This is a genomic window from Microbulbifer magnicolonia, assembly GCF_035117725.1.
In the GTDB taxonomy this organism is placed as follows: domain Bacteria; phylum Pseudomonadota; class Gammaproteobacteria; order Pseudomonadales; family Cellvibrionaceae; genus Microbulbifer; species Microbulbifer magnicolonia.
The window spans coordinates 671136-686487 of the sequence record NZ_JAYEFD010000001.1 but is presented as its reverse complement, the minus strand read 5'-3'; the positions used below and the strand labels follow the sequence as shown (position 1 = coordinate 686487).

Sequence of the window (15352 nt, the reverse complement as noted above, 5' to 3'; positions counted from 1 at the left end):
CTTTAGTAGAGCAATACAGATTGAGCAGTTACTCCATAGGGACAAGCACAGAACCGCGCCCTGAACTTGGCACCAATTCTACATATAGAGATTTTCGTCCAACGATGGCAGCAAGCATTAGCCGCTTGTCCTGGCGCTTCTCTGATAAGCGGTTCCACTCTGACCTATCGAGAACAGAAGGATGAGGATTGTCTTCCGGATGGGTGTGCCATTCACCCAGATAACGGACGGTCCCGTGACTCATCGTCCATCGTGACATGGCGATGGTTTCGTGGCCAAATGGCATCCGCTCGAAAAGATAAGGAAACCGCTTATCCAATGCCGTGGGAACCGTGGCTTGCTCAATGAGCATATGGGTTCCATGGACAGAACCGAGCAGAAGCCCACCAGCTTCGCAGTCGGTATCATTGCTCTGAATATGCTGACAAAAAGTTTCCAACGTGGCCTTCGAAAAATGCAGCAGCGTTCTTTTGTCGTTGGTCGCCCAAGAACTCATGAAGTGCATAGGGGACATTCCCGATCCCGCAGCGGATCGCAATCGGGTGTAGCAAGCTGTTGGGTGCGGTCGATCAATCTGGTTCGCAACGCGGGGGAATAAACGCCGTTGATCCAGTCAAGGGTCATCTCAGCACCTAGGCTGGCAGCATGCACCGACACCGAAGCGGGGAATGGCACGTACAAGCCCTCGCATCCATGCCCTGCCAAAATGGCAGGTAGAGGATCAAGGGTGGAACGGAGTTCATCTCTCCTGTTGCTATGCCAAAGACATCGGAAGCACGCACCAGATGCGTTCGTTCTCAGGAGCGCACGGACGGCCGTTCCCGGCCCCTCGATCCAGACCGAGAGCATGGGCATCGGAGGCGGATAGTGGCCGCACAGCCAATGTCCAAGCGATTCTTCTCCAGTGGCGTCTATGAGTAAATCCAACTCTCCCAACTGGGCTTGCCTGACATCCACAGGGAGCGCACGAATCTCGGCACCTGGCGCCAAGCGTTTGAGTTCCTTCGCCATAGCTTCGGCCTTGTTCGACAGCAAGTCTGGAAAACCCAGGCGATGCCGCCCGATGTTCTGCGGGAGAAGGTAATCGAAATCCACCAATGTGAGTTTTCCGCCGCGTGTCCCCGCCCCAGCCTTGACCAGCATGTCCGACAGATATCCGCCGATCGTGCCGCATCCCACAACGGCAAGGTTTTTACCCGCAAGCGTCTTCGACTTTGGTATGTTCCGCTGGGCAAGGTACCGATCGTCAATTCTGACCACCGAGATGGGCTTCGCCTTCAATCCATAGCTCAAATCCTTGCGATCTGCGAGTTGTTTGCTCTTTTGGACCGGACGTTTTTTGCGGTCATAGAAAACCACGAAGCCATACGTCATCAACGGAGACTCGATAATGATCAGATTGCCGTTGGCCTTTTTCCTTTCTCCCTCCTTGATGCGCTTGTGAATCTTGCGCCGGCATTGAGGGTCAAGGGTGCCTTGCCATGCCAAGATGTCCCCAACGGTTTCGGGGGGCCAATGGCCGGTCAGAGGACGGGGTTGGGTGCCAGTCCTTATCCGATAAGTCAGCACAGTGCTATCGGTGACTTGGAAGCCCAGCGACTTCAGCTTCTCAGTTGTTCGGTCTTCGTTGTCGGTGATAAACCAAAAGGGGCTCTCGTTGGCCTGTGCGACTATGCAGTTCTGTTGCCCTAGGTCCTCGCTCTGCATGTCCACGAAGCAAAACCAGCCACGCCAATAAGCGAAGAACTCTTCCGCCAGGTCTTCAATCATCTCCCCCTGCATGATCTGCCCAAAAACAGCCGCTGCACGTTGCAGGCACGCCAGCGACTGTCCGACAGGATCGTAGATATCCAGAACGACAGTACCCTTGGCGAGATAGCAAAGCTCGCCATCTGCACCAAGATGAGGAACCGCTGCGGGCAGCTCAGGAGGGATTTCCAGCAGCCGGATGCGGGGCAAGTCGAAGAACGTGGGATCGAGCTGCACTTCGCATGGACAACCCTTGTCCGCTTGGGGCGGAATCAACCGCCCGTGTAGTCGGAACCAGCCGTCCTTCTTCATGCCGACAAACTCAAAGCCTCGCTGCTTGAAGGCCTCGATCACGTCTGCGACTGCTGCAACGCAGCTCATCCAGCCTTCGTTCGCCCGACAAGTTCGCTCGGACCAGCAGTGGCGGGCGCTGCGGAAATGGTGGCGGCAACGGATACCACCTTGACCCGATCCGGCTCGTTGGGAAAGCGCGGGCCAAACTTACCTTGCATCCAAATGCAGGCCTGTGAAGGGCTGCCGGCGTCGGTGGCTCCGCGCAGCACCTTCTCAAATTCTTCAAACGCCTTGGCCGCTTCTTCGACCCCCGCGTTGCCGAGCCGTTCAGTGAGCGACTCGGACTCTTCCACTGGGTTGTTTACACCCTCCCGTAACTGGGTCGGCAGTGCCGCGACGACATCCAGCAGCGCGAGGTCGTCGCGCCGATCACGTTTCTCAAAGACAGGTGCGGCGGCGGCCATCAACAGGATCGAAGCGGGGCCGCCGTTGGGCCAGCTCCAATCGCGGTATGCCTTCAAATAACGAACCACGCGGCGGAACTGCTCCCCCTTGGCTTCCACTTCGCCCAGGAACCATTCCTTCACAGGCCTGGGGTCAGAGGGCTTCCAGTTGCATTCACGATGGGCCAACAGCACCTTGTCAGCGGGGAGCGCCGTCCAGATATCCTGCTCCGCCATGTTTACAGCTTCTGATAGCGAATCGTAGCCACGCATTTCCATTGACGCCTTTAGAAGCGCAAACTCTTCGTCCGGGATGGCATACAGGGGAATATCGATGTGGGCGAATGTAGCAATGACGATGCGAATACACGTTGGCTTATCGGTGACAAGACTCCAGCTATTTTTTTCGACCAGCGGCTTCAAGGCTTCTTCCGCTGCTGCAAAGAATACCGTCGCTGCAGTGCTAGGGCGCTTAGTCTGAGAGACGAAGCTCATTGGCAGATAGCAGCCATCATCGACATCCGCCTGCTGCGGGTGCTGTGCTGGGGAGTTCAGCGTCTTGTATGCCCACGACCCTTGTGTGAAGAAGCGGGGCTTGGGGACGTTTTCTGTGTATCCGCCTGCCTTCAGCACCCGAGGGATCCCCGAACGCAGGCAGTCTCTGACATCAGAGCGTGCGCTGGCGATACAGGCGCGCTGCTCAGAGGTGAGGTCCAGCTCGTCATGCATGCAGGATTCGTCATCAACGGTGGTAAAGAAAAGTGGGCTCAGGTTCAGCATGCGGTCTCCGGAACATTTTTGTTGGGGCCGTGATAGAAAATGGGTGCGCCGGCTTGGTGCGCTCGAAATGGTTGGAAAAGAGGATCGCCGAGCGCACGCTGCGCCGCATGATTACCGCGATCCTTGAGCGTATTCGTGGCGGCAATGGAAACCCGATCCAGCGCTTTCACGTCCTTGCTTTGATCCGGCGTCGCCTGGTCGTCGATCTGGAAATAATCGTTACCCAACGACTGCCGCAGCATGTAGTCCACGGACGACTCCTGAGCGGAGATCACCAAATCAAAGAGCCCTCCACCCCACTTGCCGAATCCACGATCAAGGCTGGCACCGCCGCGAACGGTTGCACCGATGGTCATCGTGCCGATGGCGAGGACCCGAACCAGCGCATCCGGGTTCGGCGCCAGGAACATCTTGACTTCGTGCAACCCGAACAGGCCGGGGGCGTTGCCCACTAGCCCCCCGTCCGCGAAGACACCGCGGTTATTGCGAGCCAGCGGAAAGTAGACAGGCGCGGCCGCGGTCGCCAACGCAACGTCGACGATCTTCATCCGGTGATCCAACTCAAAGGATGGATGGTGCGGGGTCTTGAAAAACTGCCCACGTCCCGTCGAGTAGTTGACCGCCGGCACAAGAACACGATGCTTCAGGTCACCGATCGTGGTTCCTTGAAAGCGCTCTGTCAGCACTTCATTCAATCCCGCTGAGTCATGCTTTGCGGTCAACCAGAATCCCAGGAGCCGTCGCGGAAGGTTGCGACAACCAAAGATGCGGCTGCCCTCGTCTTCAAACAGTGCTTTGAGTTCATGGGCCGGAATTTCTGCAGCCAGCCCCAAAGCCAGCATCCCGCCCGCCGATGTGCCGCAAATCAGATCAAAATGTGAAGCGATAGGGCGACCCAGCACGGCTTCAAGTTCGGCAAGAACCGTAGCCGTATAGAGGCCGCGATAGCCTCCGCCCGACAGGGCGAGCACATGGTAGGTAGGGATGTCAGTCATGGCACCTTAACCTCTCGGGGGAAAGGAGTCGTTGCCATGGCTATCCTTGTCGCGGATACGGCCATCTGGACGATGGATGACGAGTTCGGAATTCTGGTTGCGTGCAATATCCCGCGCAGCATCTATTGCCTGTTGCTGCGTGTCATGCACAGAGGTCGCTCGCTGGTTGCCAGCGCCTTTGACGGCCCAACCGTCTTGATGAGGAACAACATGCTGATTTTTTCCGGCCATGATGGCTCTCCTACAGTGGGGCTAAGGAAGTCCCAGCCCATCGGCTGGGTTGTCAATGGCCGTCCACTGCAGCACAATACGTTGCTCAGTCAGACAACAGGAGGGCCGAGCCAATCCAAGCTGAAGCGACCGTAAAGCCCGCCTCTGTTGTCTGGCTGGACAACAATGTATCAGAGCATGCGCGCCGGTGCAACCCCTGCGCCACATGCGCCTTTTAACTCGACTGGATGCGGGATTGGTGCAACCGAGGGCTACGACCTTCTTCCCGCAACCGCAAGGATCAGAACTCATGCCGCAAACAGGTTTGGGCGTCGCTATCAAGACGCTACGCGAACGCAGAACCCTTTCCCTGCGTGAAATTGGCCAGCTATCGGCAGTGGACCATGCGTATATCCACCGTCTCGAAACGGGCGAAAAAACAAACCCCTCTCCAGACCTGGTTGAAAAGCTATTGAAGGTTCTTAAGCCGTCGGAGAGAGATGCTGTACTCGTAACTTGGCTGGTTGATCATGCAGGAGCTGACCCGAGCCTCGTCGAATATGTGCTGCAAGATCCTTCTATCAGTATCGACGTATTTACGGCTGCGGCTGGAGTCAGGCATAGGGGTAATGCAAGGCCTGATCCTGCAACATTGATTGCCCGAATTAAAAAGGCCTTCGAGGATGACGACGAGGACGATTGAGTATGGATGAAGCGAATGTCAGGCAGAAGGCGCGTGCGTTTATCGCGAAAGTCGATGTTTCTAACATCCAAGAAGATCTTTCCCCCTACGTGACCGCAGCTAACGCCAAGGTCAAGAAAGATGAGCTTGGCGAGGGGGAATCTGGATACACCATTACCAAGCCAAACGGGAAGCACATTATCACGGTGAACTCGCTGGAAACTAATGAACGCCAGCGCTTCACCATCTGCCATGAAATAGCTCATATCGTGCTCGGTTTGGAGTCGAGCCACGAGGAAGTCCCGTCCTGGTCTTATGCCAAACGACATCCTAACGAGATCGCCTGCGACACATTTGCCGCTGAACTGCTGATGCCTTATCAGCTTTGGCTTTCTGCCGTACCCAGGGAAGAGCCTTCCCTAGAGCTTCTCCAGCATATGGCTGATTTATTCGGTGCTTCGTTCCCTGCCGCTGCGTCAAGATTTGCCAGTCTCAGCGATATGCCGTGTGCCTTCGTCACCATGGAGCGTGGTGCAGTACGGTATGCCGCACGCTCCACGTCTTTGAGGCAAGTCGGGGCCTGGATATCGCCGAGATCGGTGATCCCGACCGGCTCAGTGGCTCATCGACTCAGATCTTCCGGGACCAGTACAACTGAGACTAGGGAAGTTTCGCAGGACTTGTGGTTCGATAACTGGGAAAAGGGCCTTGATCTCTGGGAGCTTTCGAGGCATTACGCACGCGTTGACACTACCATCTCGCTGCTATGGTTTGACAGCGAAGATCTGCCAGAGGTCGAAGTAAACCGCTTCGGCGCGCGAATCGAAGACGATGGTGGCTTGCCCGAACTTACGGGCGAGCTTCCCTGGCCAGGGCGAAACCGGCGCCGCTAGCAAAGCCAGACAGCCACGGTTTCCGAACAGTAAACCAAGCTTTTCCCTTGCTGTCAGTTTCGTTGGCCTTAAGGGGGTTTTGCTAGGCTCCGCTCAATGAGTTGCCGGGAAAAGGGGTCCGGAACATCGATGTATCGCATTGCAGATTGAATATCCTTCCAACCGACATGCTCCATCAGAGCCTTGGCATCCCAGCCGTTGCTGTTTGCCCAGCTGGCAAATCCGCGACGCAAGGAATGACTGCTAATGCCAGCATGCTTTGAGGTCCCGGATTCATCGAATACGCGCCGGAGTAGGGCAGAGACACTGTTAGGCTTCAGGCCTTGCTCGGAAAGATGACCCCAACGGTTAATGCCGCGGAAGACCGGACCTTCGCCAATGTCGGCCAAGTGAATCCACTCTTCATAGGCAGAAACGGGGCATAGCCGGCTTAGCGCCGGTACCCTGAACTCCCTTCCCGCATTCTGTCGATCGCCCTTACTCCTGGGCAAGAAGATTGTCAGTCCCTCGCCGGGACTCACCGTCACAAACTCCGCTTGTAGGCGGCAGAGTTCGTCACCACGAAATCCGCGCCAAAAGCCCAATAGCAGCAGTGCTTTGTTGCGGGCATGTGCGAGTGACGACTTGTGATCTCCCCCGGCTGTTGCGGCTTCGCACTCCCGTTCAAGCCAGGAGGTTAGGGCGGTCAACTCCTCCAGCTGCAGTGGGCGCGCCCGCTTTTCTTGTGCCGGGTGCAACTCCCGAATGCCCTTGAGAACCTTCTTGACGATTGGCGCCTTGGTGGGATCTGGGAATCCCTGATCATTGTGCCACTGCGCCAGTGCGGCGAGGCGCAATCTGAGCGTGTTGACGGCCAGGGTCTCCGCATGGTCCACCAGATACCGAGCCACGCTGTCGGCGGTCGCCGGCAGGAAGCCACCCCAGCTCACCTCGAAGTGGTGGATCGCTGCCTGGTAGCTGCGCCGCGTGTTGTCACGGGTGGCCGCGTGGATGTACTGCTCGATCTTGCTCATGGCGATTTCTTCCCGGGTTGCCGGGGTAGGGGTGCTGCTGGATTCACTAGGAATTAACCCGGCGACAGGGCTTTCGTACTGAGAAGTGGTCATTTTACGGCAAAGATGGCATCTAACAATGGATAATTCCTTATTATCTCTAATTAATAATTGCGAATTCTTGCCAAGTTAAAAGTTGAATTTTAGTATGTATATACATGGTACATACTACAGTACAAAATAATAGGATACCCCAATGGCGCGTGCAGGTATCAACAAAGCCCTCGTCCAGAAGGCACGGGATGCCGTGCTGGCCCGTGGAGAGAATCCGTCGTTGGATGCGATACGTATCGAACTGGGCAATACCGGCTCCAAAACAACCATTCACCGATATATCAAGGAAATCGAGGAGGCTGAAAGCACTCGCCTCGACGATGAGCAGCTCCTCAGCAAGACGCTGCAGGAAATGGTGGCCCGGTTGGCGGCGCGCTTGCGGGAGGAGGCAAATGAACTGGTCTCGGCAGCCGAGAAGCGCCTCAAAGACCAGGAGGCTCAATGGAAACAGGAGCGTGAACGACTCGAGGGCTTGCTGAAGGAGAGCGGCGAGAAAGCGCACCGCCTGGAACAACGCCTGGCGGACTCCAAGAGTTCACTGGAACAGGCGAGAGCGGAGTTGCAATCCGAAAGGCTCCAGTCGCAACGGCAGGCCCAGCAGATAGAAGATCTGGAAGCGCGCCTGGCGGACAAAGACTCCCACCTGAAGTCCTTGGAGGATAAACATCAGCACGCCCGAGATGCTCTCGAGCACTTCCGCCAGGCCAGCAAAGAGCAGCGGGATCAGGACATCCGCAGGCACGAACAGCAGGTGCAGCAGCTGCAGGCCGAACTGCGTCAGTCCAATCAATCCATCATCGTTAAGCAGGGCGAGCTCACACAGCTCAACAAGGACAATGCCCGCCTAGCCAGCGAGCTTGGTGCAGCTCGCAAACAGGCAGGCAGTCAGGAAGATGCGCTCCGGAAGTCAGAACAGCTGGTCGCCGCCTTGCGCGAGCAATTAAGCCAGGCCAACACCAACTTGAGCGCAAAAGCCAAAGCGCGAGATCTGTATTGCGAGCAGTTGGAGCGCGCGCAACTGGAACTGAAAGAGTGTGCGCACCGGCAAACAGAGCTGGAGGTCGCCCTCGCCGAAGCCCGCACCAGTCTGGGCCATTTCAAAGCAGCTGCAGACGCAAAAGGTGACCTCTCGGGGAGACCTCAACCGGAAGAGAAATCCAGGTAAGGCCGCGGGCGGGCGATATTGAACTCAGTTGAGGAAGTTGGAAATGGCCCACTATGCTTTGCTGTGCCAGCCCAACACTATGATTGACATGCCGAGTAATGCGACGCCGGCGCCCACCCAATCGAGGGCGGACAGCTTTACCCCATCTACGACACGAAGCCAGACCAGTGCAGTAGCCACATAGACGCCACCGTAGGCTGCGTAGACGCGGCCACTCGCGGCTGGGTGTAATGTGAGCATCCAAACGAAGACCGCCAGGCTCATCGCTGCCGGAATCAGCAGCCACATTGGCCCGCCTTTACGCAGCCACAGGTAAGGCAGAAAGCAGCCGACGATCTCGGCGAGCGCTGTTACTACGTAAATTCCTGTTGTTTTCAGAATCAAGATCGATAGCTCCACCGTTGATGGACCTCAAAGAGACGTTGGCAGCGGCGTCTGCCCGGAGCGTCTATTATGCAGACAAATGTAGTCCCGGGTCTGGTTAATGTGCTCCGGGTCGAACGGGAGGACGGATATCCGCAATAGGTGGACGGACGCCACAGCATTGTCACCCAATTGGTCGACGAACACATCGGCCGGGTGAAATCCCAGATGGCGGTGCTGCGGCAATTGAGGCAACAGTTGGTGGCTCTGCGCATCCGGTGTGCCGGGGAAAACTCCGGTGAATCGTGTGAAATACTGCAGGAGCTGTCTGGTTGCGCCTGTCATTCCGCACAGGCGGATTAGCCGGAGTTGGAATTTCCATCCGCAAGCTGTTAGATTGGCGGCCATTCATGGATGCAAAAACTGACTTTCTGTAATGAGCTTCGCCCGTGCCTGCTACCTGCTGATCGCGCTGTTGGTCTTCCAGACCGCAGTGGCGTTTTATGATAGCCACGAGGCGTTGCAGGATGTCGCCACCCATGTGCCGCCTCACCACCTGGATGGGGGCGAAAGCGTAGAGTTTGCCCTCGAGCCAGATCAGGGGGAGGCAGGGCCCGCGTCGCCTTCGCTTCCAGACGAGCCAGATTTCTGCCACCACTGTTGTCACTGCCACGGCGTCGGCGTGGTCGGCATTCTCGGCCAAGCGCCGCGCTTTTTCGATCCCGGCAGCCGTGTGCTGCGGGACACTAATAATCCCTCCTTTTCTTCCGGCTATTTCTCCGCGTTTTTCCGCCCACCCATAGCCTGAGTTGCGCCCTGAATCCGCGCGTGTCTGCAATTTTTGTATCAGGCGCGCGCTCTTCACGACACGACTCGGGAGTACCCTATGTTGCCTATTTTTGCGTGCGCATTTCGCGCGCACTATCGGCGTGCCGCGCTGCTGGCGCTGACGCAGCTGATATTGTGGATACCACACGTCCAGGCCCAACAGCCTGAGCCCTTGACCCAGCTAACCCTCGCTGAAGCCATTGACCGCACGCTTTCCCAAAACCCGGAATTGGCGGTATTCCGTCTGCGCGAAGCGGCGTTGGCCGGCCGGACACAGACCGCTGCGCTGCGGCCGCCGCTGGAGCTCGGTGCCGAGCTGGAGAATTTCGCCGGCGAGGGTGGCGCCGACGAGGCGGAACTGACCGTTTCCCTGTCCTCGGTGATCGAACTGGGCGGCAAGCGAGCGGCGCGGGTGGGCGCAATCTCCGCCCGGCGCGATCTGCTGCTGGCAGAAGAGCAGGCCAAGGCTCTGGATCTTCTTGGCGAAGTGATCCGCCGCTATGTGGAAGTGCTGGCGGCTCAGGAGAGGCTGGCGCTGGCGCGAGACTCTGCCGCCCTCGCCGGCGACACCTTAAGCGCAGTGGAGCGCCGCGTAAAAGCAGCGGCTTCGCCCAGGGCTGAGGCCCTGCGCGCCCGCGCGGCAGTTTCCAGGGCGCGCTTTGCGGTCCAGTCGGAGGAGCGTCTGGTCGCATACCACAAACTGGCGCTGGCCTCCTTGTGGGGCGGCGAAAACTCCGCCTTCCGTCTGGACTCCGCCGAACTTTACCGCTTTCCCTCCTCAGGCGGCTTCGCCGAACTCTACAACCGCGCCCAGGAGAACCCTGCCATAGCCCGCTTCGCGTCGGAGGAGCGGTTACGTGCGGCTGAACTGCGCCTGGCCGAGACGCAATCGAGCCTGGACATCGGCTGGTCCGCGGGTATCCGCCGCTCCCGTGAGATCGATGAGACCACTTTGGTGGCCGGATTCGAACTGCCGCTTTTCCCGGCACGCCGCAACGCCGGTGCCATCGTCGCAGCCTCCGCTGAGCGGGAGCGGGTGGCTGTGGAGCGTGAGGCTGCACTGCTGCGCCTGAAGAGCCGCCTGTTCCGCGCGGTCAGTGGCCGCGAGCAGGCATTGGTGGCGGTAGAGATACTGCGCAGTGAGGTGGTGCCGACCCTGCGCGAGGCATTAGTGGAAGTAGAACGGGCCTACAATCGCGGCCGGTACTCTTATCTGGAGTGGGCCTCGGCGCAGGAGGGACTGATCGGTGCCCGTCGGGCGCTGATAGAGACCGCTAGCGCGGCGCTACGCTTTGGCGCCGAAATAGAACAATTGACCGCTGCACCGCTATTGCCCGCGGGCGCAGAGCCGAGCAAATAGAAAAGATTGGATTACCGATGAAAAGCAGAAATAGATTGCAAAACACTTTCGCAGCGCTGCCCTTGATCACGCTGCTGTTGTATGCAGCCGCCCTGACGACACCAGTTTCGGTCTTTGCCTCTGGTGGAGAAGAACACAGCGAAGAGCACGGAGAAGAGCACGGTGAGCACGGTGAGCACGGTGAGCACGGTGAGCACGGTGAGCACGAGGAGGCACGCGGTCCCCACGGTGGCCGCCTGCTGGAGGACGGCGAGCTGAGTGTGGAGCTGCTGATTTTCGAGCGCGGAGGGCCGCCGGAATTCCGCGCCTGGATCAGCGACAGCGGTGAATCACTCATGAAAGCCGGGGATGCGCGCCTGGCTGTGGAACTTACGCGCCTGGGCGGCAAAGTGGATCGATTCGATTTCACGCCGGTGGGCGACTACTGGCGCGCTAAAGGCGCGGTCGAAGAGCCACATTCGTTCGACGTTAAGGTTTCGCTGGCACGTAATGCCGAGCGCGCAGAGTGGCATTATGAATCCCATGAGGGGCGGGTAGAAATCGACGCCGATATGGCCGCCAAAGTGGGTATCGAGACTGCCGTAGCGGGCCCTGGTGAAATACGCCAGTCACTCACCCTCTACGGTAAAACGGCGCTGGCCCACGGCAGCCTAAGTCACGTGCGCGCACGCTTTCCGGGCCCCATCAAGGCGGTCACAGCGGAGATCGGCGACCGGGTGCGCAAGGGACAGAAGCTGGCTGAAGTGGAGTCCAACGACAGCCTGCAGGTCTACCCGATTACGTCGCCCATAGACGGGCTGGTTATCGATAAACAGGCGAGTAGCGGCGAGTACAGCGGCGAGCGTGAGCTTTTCACCATTGCCAACTATGACCAGTTGTGGGCGGAGCTGCGGTTGTTTCCCGCGCAGCGAGCGCAGGTCGCCCGCGGCCAAAAGGTGACTTTGAGCGCCGATGGGCAGGAAGTGGAGACGCAGATCGCCAATCTCGTGCCGGGCACACCGGGACAGCCTTTCGTGTTGGCCCGCGCTCCCATCGACAACCGCAAAGTCAACTGGCCGCCGGGTCTGATGCTGGAAGGGGAGGTGCTCGTCGACCGGGTGCGCGTTCCTCTGCTAGTGGAGAGCCGCGCGCTGCAGCCGCTGCGCGACTGGACCGTGGTGTTCGTGAAGGTCGGCGCCAGCTACGAGGCGCGCCCGCTGCGATTGGGCCGCTCCGACGGCCGGGTGACAGAGGTCCTGGGCGGGCTGAAGCCCGGCGAGCGCTATGTCACTGCCAACAGTTACCTAATCAAAGCCGACATCGAAAAGTCCGGCGCAGCCCACGCCCACTAACGGAGGCAAGTTATGATTGAAGCCATACTGCGCCTCTCGATTGAGCGGCGCTACCTGATGCTCTCCCTGCTGTTGGTACTGATCGGCGCGGGTATCTGGAGCTATCAGAAGTTGCCCATCGATGCGGTGCCGGATATCACCAACGTGCAGGTGCAGATCAATACCGAAGCCCCCGGCTATTCGCCGCTGGAGGCGGAGCAGCGCATCACCTATCCGGTGGAGACCGCGCTGGCGGGGCTGCCCAACCTCTCCTATACGCGCTCACTGTCTCGATACGGTTTGTCGCAGGTGACGGTGGTGTTTGAGGAGGGCACCGATATCTACTTTGCCCGCAACCTGATCGACGCCCGCCTCGGCACGATCAAGGGCGTACTGCCGCCGGGGCTGGAGCCGGAAATGGGCCCCATCGCCACTGGGCTCGGCGAAATTTTCATGTACACGGTCGAGGCACTTCCTGGCGCAGCTCAGGCGGACGGGCGTCCTTACGATGCGACCACACTGCGAGAGATACAGGACTGGATCATCAAGCCGCAGCTGGCGCTGGTGCCCGGCGTCATCGAAGTGAATACCATCGGCGGCTTTGACAAGCAGTACCATGTGATGCCGGACCCCCGCAAGATACTTGCCTTTGGTCTCACCATGGAGGAGGTGATCGAAGCCTTGCGGCGTAACAACGACAATCGCGGCGCAGGTTTCGTGGAGTCCAACGGGAGGCGCCTGTTGGTGCGATCGCCGGGCCAGCTTCGAGATATCGCCGATATCGAAAATGTCGTCGTAGCCAACCGCGACAGCGTGCCTGTGAAGATCGCCGATATTGCCGAGGTAGCCATCGGCAAGGAGTTGCGCACTGGTGCCGCCACCCGTGACGGCAAGGAAACAGTGCTTGGCACTGCGATGATGTTGGTGGGGGAAAACTCCCGTGCCGTTGCCCGGGACGTGGCCGCGGCACTGGAGAGTATCAAACCCTCTCTTCCCGAGGGCGTGCGCCTGGAGGCGGTCTACGATCGCACGACACTGGTAGACAAGGCCATACGCACGGTGCAAAAAAACCTGGTCGAGGGTGCTTTGCTGGTGATCGCAGTGCTCTTCCTTTTGCTGGGTAACCTGCGAGCGGCCTTTATTACTGCGGCGGTAATTCCCCTGTCAATGCTGGCCACAATCACCGGCATGGTGAAGACGGGCGTGTCCGCGAATCTGATGAGCTTGGGCGCGTTGGACTTTGGCCTGATCGTAGACGGCGCCGTGATCATCGTTGAGAACGCCATTCGTCGCCTGGCAGAAGCCCAGCACCGCAACGGTGGCACCCTGCCACTCGAGGAGCGGCTGGAAATGGTGTTCCGCGCCACCAACGAGGTGATACGCCCAAGCCTCTTCGGAGTGCTGATCATCACCGTGGTCTATATCCCGCTCTTCTCGCTTACCGGCGTGGAAGGCAAAATGTTCCATCCGATGGCGGCCACGGTGGTGATGGCGCTGCTGGCAGCACTCGTACTGTCGTTGACGGTGGTGCCGGCGGCGGTGGCGGTGTTCCTGACCGGCAAGATCAGCGAAAAAGAAAACCGTCTAATCGTTGCCGCAAAATCCCTGTACCTGCCGCTACTGCTGGCGGCAATGAAAGTCCGCTGGCTGGTGTTGGCCGCAGCCGCCGGGCTGGTGGTGCTCTGCACCTGGCTCGCCACAACACTTGGCTCAGAATTTATTCCCCAGCTTAACGAAGGTGATATTGCCCTGCATGCTATGCGGATTCCCGGTACCGGCCTGGAACAATCATTGGAAATGCAGGAAACCCTAGAGCAGCGCATCAAAGCCTTCCCCCAGGTGGACAAAGTATTTGCGAAGATAGGCACCCCGGAAGTGGCCACCGATCCGATGCCGCCCAATGTTGCAGACAACTTCCTGATCCTGAAGCCGCGTGACGAATGGCCCGATCCTGACAAGCCCCGTGATGAGCTCATCGAGGAAATCGAAGCCGCGCTTCGAAAGCTGCCCGGCAACAACTACGAGTTCACCCAGCCCATCGAGATGCGCTTCAACGAGCTGATTTCAGGGGTGCGCGCGGATCTCGGCATCAAAGTGTTCGGCGACGATCTAGACCAGTTGGTCGTATCAGCGAATGAGATTCTCGCCGTGTTGCAGGGCATCGGTGGCGCCGCAGATGCTCGTGTCGAACAGGTGGAGGGGCTGCCGGTGCTGTCGGTGGTGCCGAAACGCATTCAGCTGGCCCGCTACGGCCTGGACCTGCAGGCACTACAGGATCTGGTGGCCACCGCCATCGGCGGCGAAAGCGCAGGGCTGATCTACGAAGGCGACCGCCGTTTTCAGCTAGTAGTGCGTCTGCCGGAAGACATTCGACGCGATCTGGACCGTCTTGGTGAATTACCGGTGCCGCTCCCCGCAGGCGGTTTCGTGCCGCTTGAGGAGGTGGCCGACTTGGAGATGGCCCCGGCCCCCAACCAGGTTAGCCGTGAGAACGGCAAGCGCCGGGTGGTGGTTACCGCCAATGTGCGCGAGCGCGACTTGGGCTCTTTCGTCGCAGAGGTGAAACAACGGATTGCCAGTGAAGTGCAATTGCCTCCGGGCTATTGGCTGGATTACGGCGGCACCTTCGAGCAGCTAGAGTCCGCCAGCCGACGCCTGTCGCTGGTAGTGCCGGTGACTCTACTGATTATTCTGGGATTGCTGGTAATGGCCTTCGGCTCGCTGAAAGATGCGCTAATCATCTTCACCGGTGTGCCGCTGGCGCTGACCGGCGGGGTGCTGGCGCTGTGGCTGCGGGACATGCCGCTGTCGATTTCCGCCGGGGTGGGTTTTATCGCCCTGTCAGGGGTTGCGGTGCTTAACGGCCTGGTGATGCTGTCGTTTATCCGAGAACTCTGGCGCGAGCGAGGCGACTTGGTGTCCTCCATAGTCGACGGTGCCCTAATCCGTCTGCGTCCGGTACTAATGACCGCACTGGTAGCCAGCCTCGGCTTCGTACCCATGGCGCTGAATACTGGCACCGGCGCCGAGGTGCAACGACCGCTAGCGACCGTAGTGATCGGTGGAATCATCTCATCCACGCTGCTGACGCTGCTCGTGTTACCGCTGCTGTACCGGATTGTCCATGGCGGACGCAACGCCAAATACGGTTAGCCAACCAACTATTACAAGCGT

14 protein-coding genes are annotated in these 15352 nt (G+C 58.8%); 7 read left to right on the top strand and 7 right to left on the bottom strand.

The window, feature by feature from the left end; all coding sequences use genetic code 11:
- Window positions 1–28: 28 nt before the first annotated feature.
- The 5 genes from RRF64_RS03065 to RRF64_RS03045 are packed head-to-tail and all read right to left on the bottom strand — an operon-like array spanning window position 29 to window position 4492.
- Window positions 29–505: a Mov34/MPN/PAD-1 family protein gene (locus RRF64_RS03065; RefSeq protein WP_323844356.1), complete on the bottom strand. Its 477-nt coding sequence runs from the start codon at window positions 503–505 to the stop codon at window positions 29–31.
- Window positions 493–2130 carry a ThiF family adenylyltransferase gene (locus RRF64_RS03060; RefSeq protein WP_323844355.1) on the bottom strand — a complete coding sequence of 546 codons (1638 nt, stop codon included), beginning with the start codon at window positions 2128–2130 and terminating at the stop codon, window positions 493–495. The genes RRF64_RS03065 and RRF64_RS03060 overlap by 13 nt, the downstream gene beginning before the upstream one ends.
- Complete coding sequence (locus RRF64_RS03055) at window positions 2127–3266, bottom strand: CBASS cGAMP synthase (RefSeq protein WP_323844354.1); 1140 nt, start codon at window positions 3264–3266, stop codon at window positions 2127–2129. Before RRF64_RS03055 ends, RRF64_RS03060 begins: the two co-directional genes overlap by 4 nt.
- Entirely contained in the window at window positions 3260–4261 is a 1002-nt protein-coding gene (locus RRF64_RS03050) for a CBASS cGAMP-activated phospholipase (RefSeq protein WP_323844353.1), read from the bottom strand. The genes RRF64_RS03055 and RRF64_RS03050 overlap by 7 nt, the downstream gene beginning before the upstream one ends.
- A 6-nt stretch (window positions 4262–4267) precedes the next feature.
- Window positions 4268–4492: a DUF2188 domain-containing protein gene (locus RRF64_RS03045; RefSeq protein ID WP_323844352.1), complete on the bottom strand. Its 225-nt coding sequence runs from the start codon at window positions 4490–4492 to the stop codon at window positions 4268–4270.
- Between the two features lie 187 nt (window positions 4493–4679).
- Here RRF64_RS03045 and RRF64_RS03040 point away from each other — a divergent pair, with 187 nt between their 5' ends.
- Both RRF64_RS03040 and RRF64_RS03035 read left to right on the top strand, forming a co-directional pair.
- A complete protein-coding gene (locus RRF64_RS03040; RefSeq protein WP_323844351.1) occupies window positions 4680–5174 on the top strand; it encodes a helix-turn-helix domain-containing protein in 495 nt (164 codons plus the stop codon).
- Window positions 5175–5176: 2 nt separating this feature from the next.
- The gene (locus RRF64_RS03035) at window positions 5177–6046 is read left to right on the top strand and encodes an ImmA/IrrE family metallo-endopeptidase (protein ID WP_323844350.1); all 870 of its coding nucleotides are present in this window, start codon (window positions 5177–5179) and stop codon (window positions 6044–6046) included.
- Between the two features lie 68 nt (window positions 6047–6114).
- Here the strand turns inward: RRF64_RS03035 and RRF64_RS03030 are convergent, their stop codons facing one another.
- Window positions 6115–7059, bottom strand: coding sequence for a site-specific integrase (locus RRF64_RS03030; RefSeq protein ID WP_323844349.1), 945 nt, complete (start codon window positions 7057–7059; stop codon window positions 6115–6117).
- Window positions 7060–7294: 235 nt separating this feature from the next.
- Here RRF64_RS03030 and RRF64_RS03025 point away from each other — a divergent pair, with 235 nt between their 5' ends.
- Window positions 7295–8317, top strand: a complete 1023-nt coding sequence (locus RRF64_RS03025) for a DNA-binding protein (protein WP_323844348.1) — start codon at window positions 7295–7297, stop codon at window positions 8315–8317.
- 51 nt (window positions 8318–8368) lie between these two features.
- Here RRF64_RS03025 and RRF64_RS03020 read toward each other — a convergent pair whose 3' ends face one another.
- Window positions 8369–8704 carry a YnfA family protein gene (locus tag RRF64_RS03020; RefSeq protein ID WP_323845584.1) on the bottom strand — a complete coding sequence of 112 codons (336 nt, stop codon included), beginning with the start codon at window positions 8702–8704 and terminating at the stop codon, window positions 8369–8371.
- A gap of 412 nt (window positions 8705–9116) precedes the next feature.
- Between RRF64_RS03020 and RRF64_RS03015 the strand changes: the two genes are divergently transcribed.
- The 4 genes from RRF64_RS03015 to RRF64_RS03000 all read left to right on the top strand — a co-directional run bounded on the left by RRF64_RS03015 (window position 9117) and on the right by RRF64_RS03000 (window position 15331).
- Window positions 9117–9488, top strand: coding sequence for a hypothetical protein (locus tag RRF64_RS03015; RefSeq protein ID WP_323844347.1), 372 nt, complete (start codon window positions 9117–9119; stop codon window positions 9486–9488).
- Between the two features lie 78 nt (window positions 9489–9566).
- On the top strand, window positions 9567–10868 hold the full coding sequence (locus RRF64_RS03010) for a TolC family protein (protein ID WP_323844346.1): 1302 nt from the start codon (window positions 9567–9569) through the stop codon (window positions 10866–10868).
- Window positions 10869–10903: 35 nt separating this feature from the next.
- Complete coding sequence (locus tag RRF64_RS03005) at window positions 10904–12199, top strand: efflux RND transporter periplasmic adaptor subunit (RefSeq protein ID WP_323844345.1); 1296 nt, start codon at window positions 10904–10906, stop codon at window positions 12197–12199.
- A gap of 12 nt (window positions 12200–12211) precedes the next feature.
- The gene (locus RRF64_RS03000; protein WP_323844344.1) at window positions 12212–15331 is read left to right on the top strand and encodes an efflux RND transporter permease subunit; all 3120 of its coding nucleotides are present in this window, start codon (window positions 12212–12214) and stop codon (window positions 15329–15331) included.
- Window positions 15332–15352: the final 21 nt, after the last annotated feature.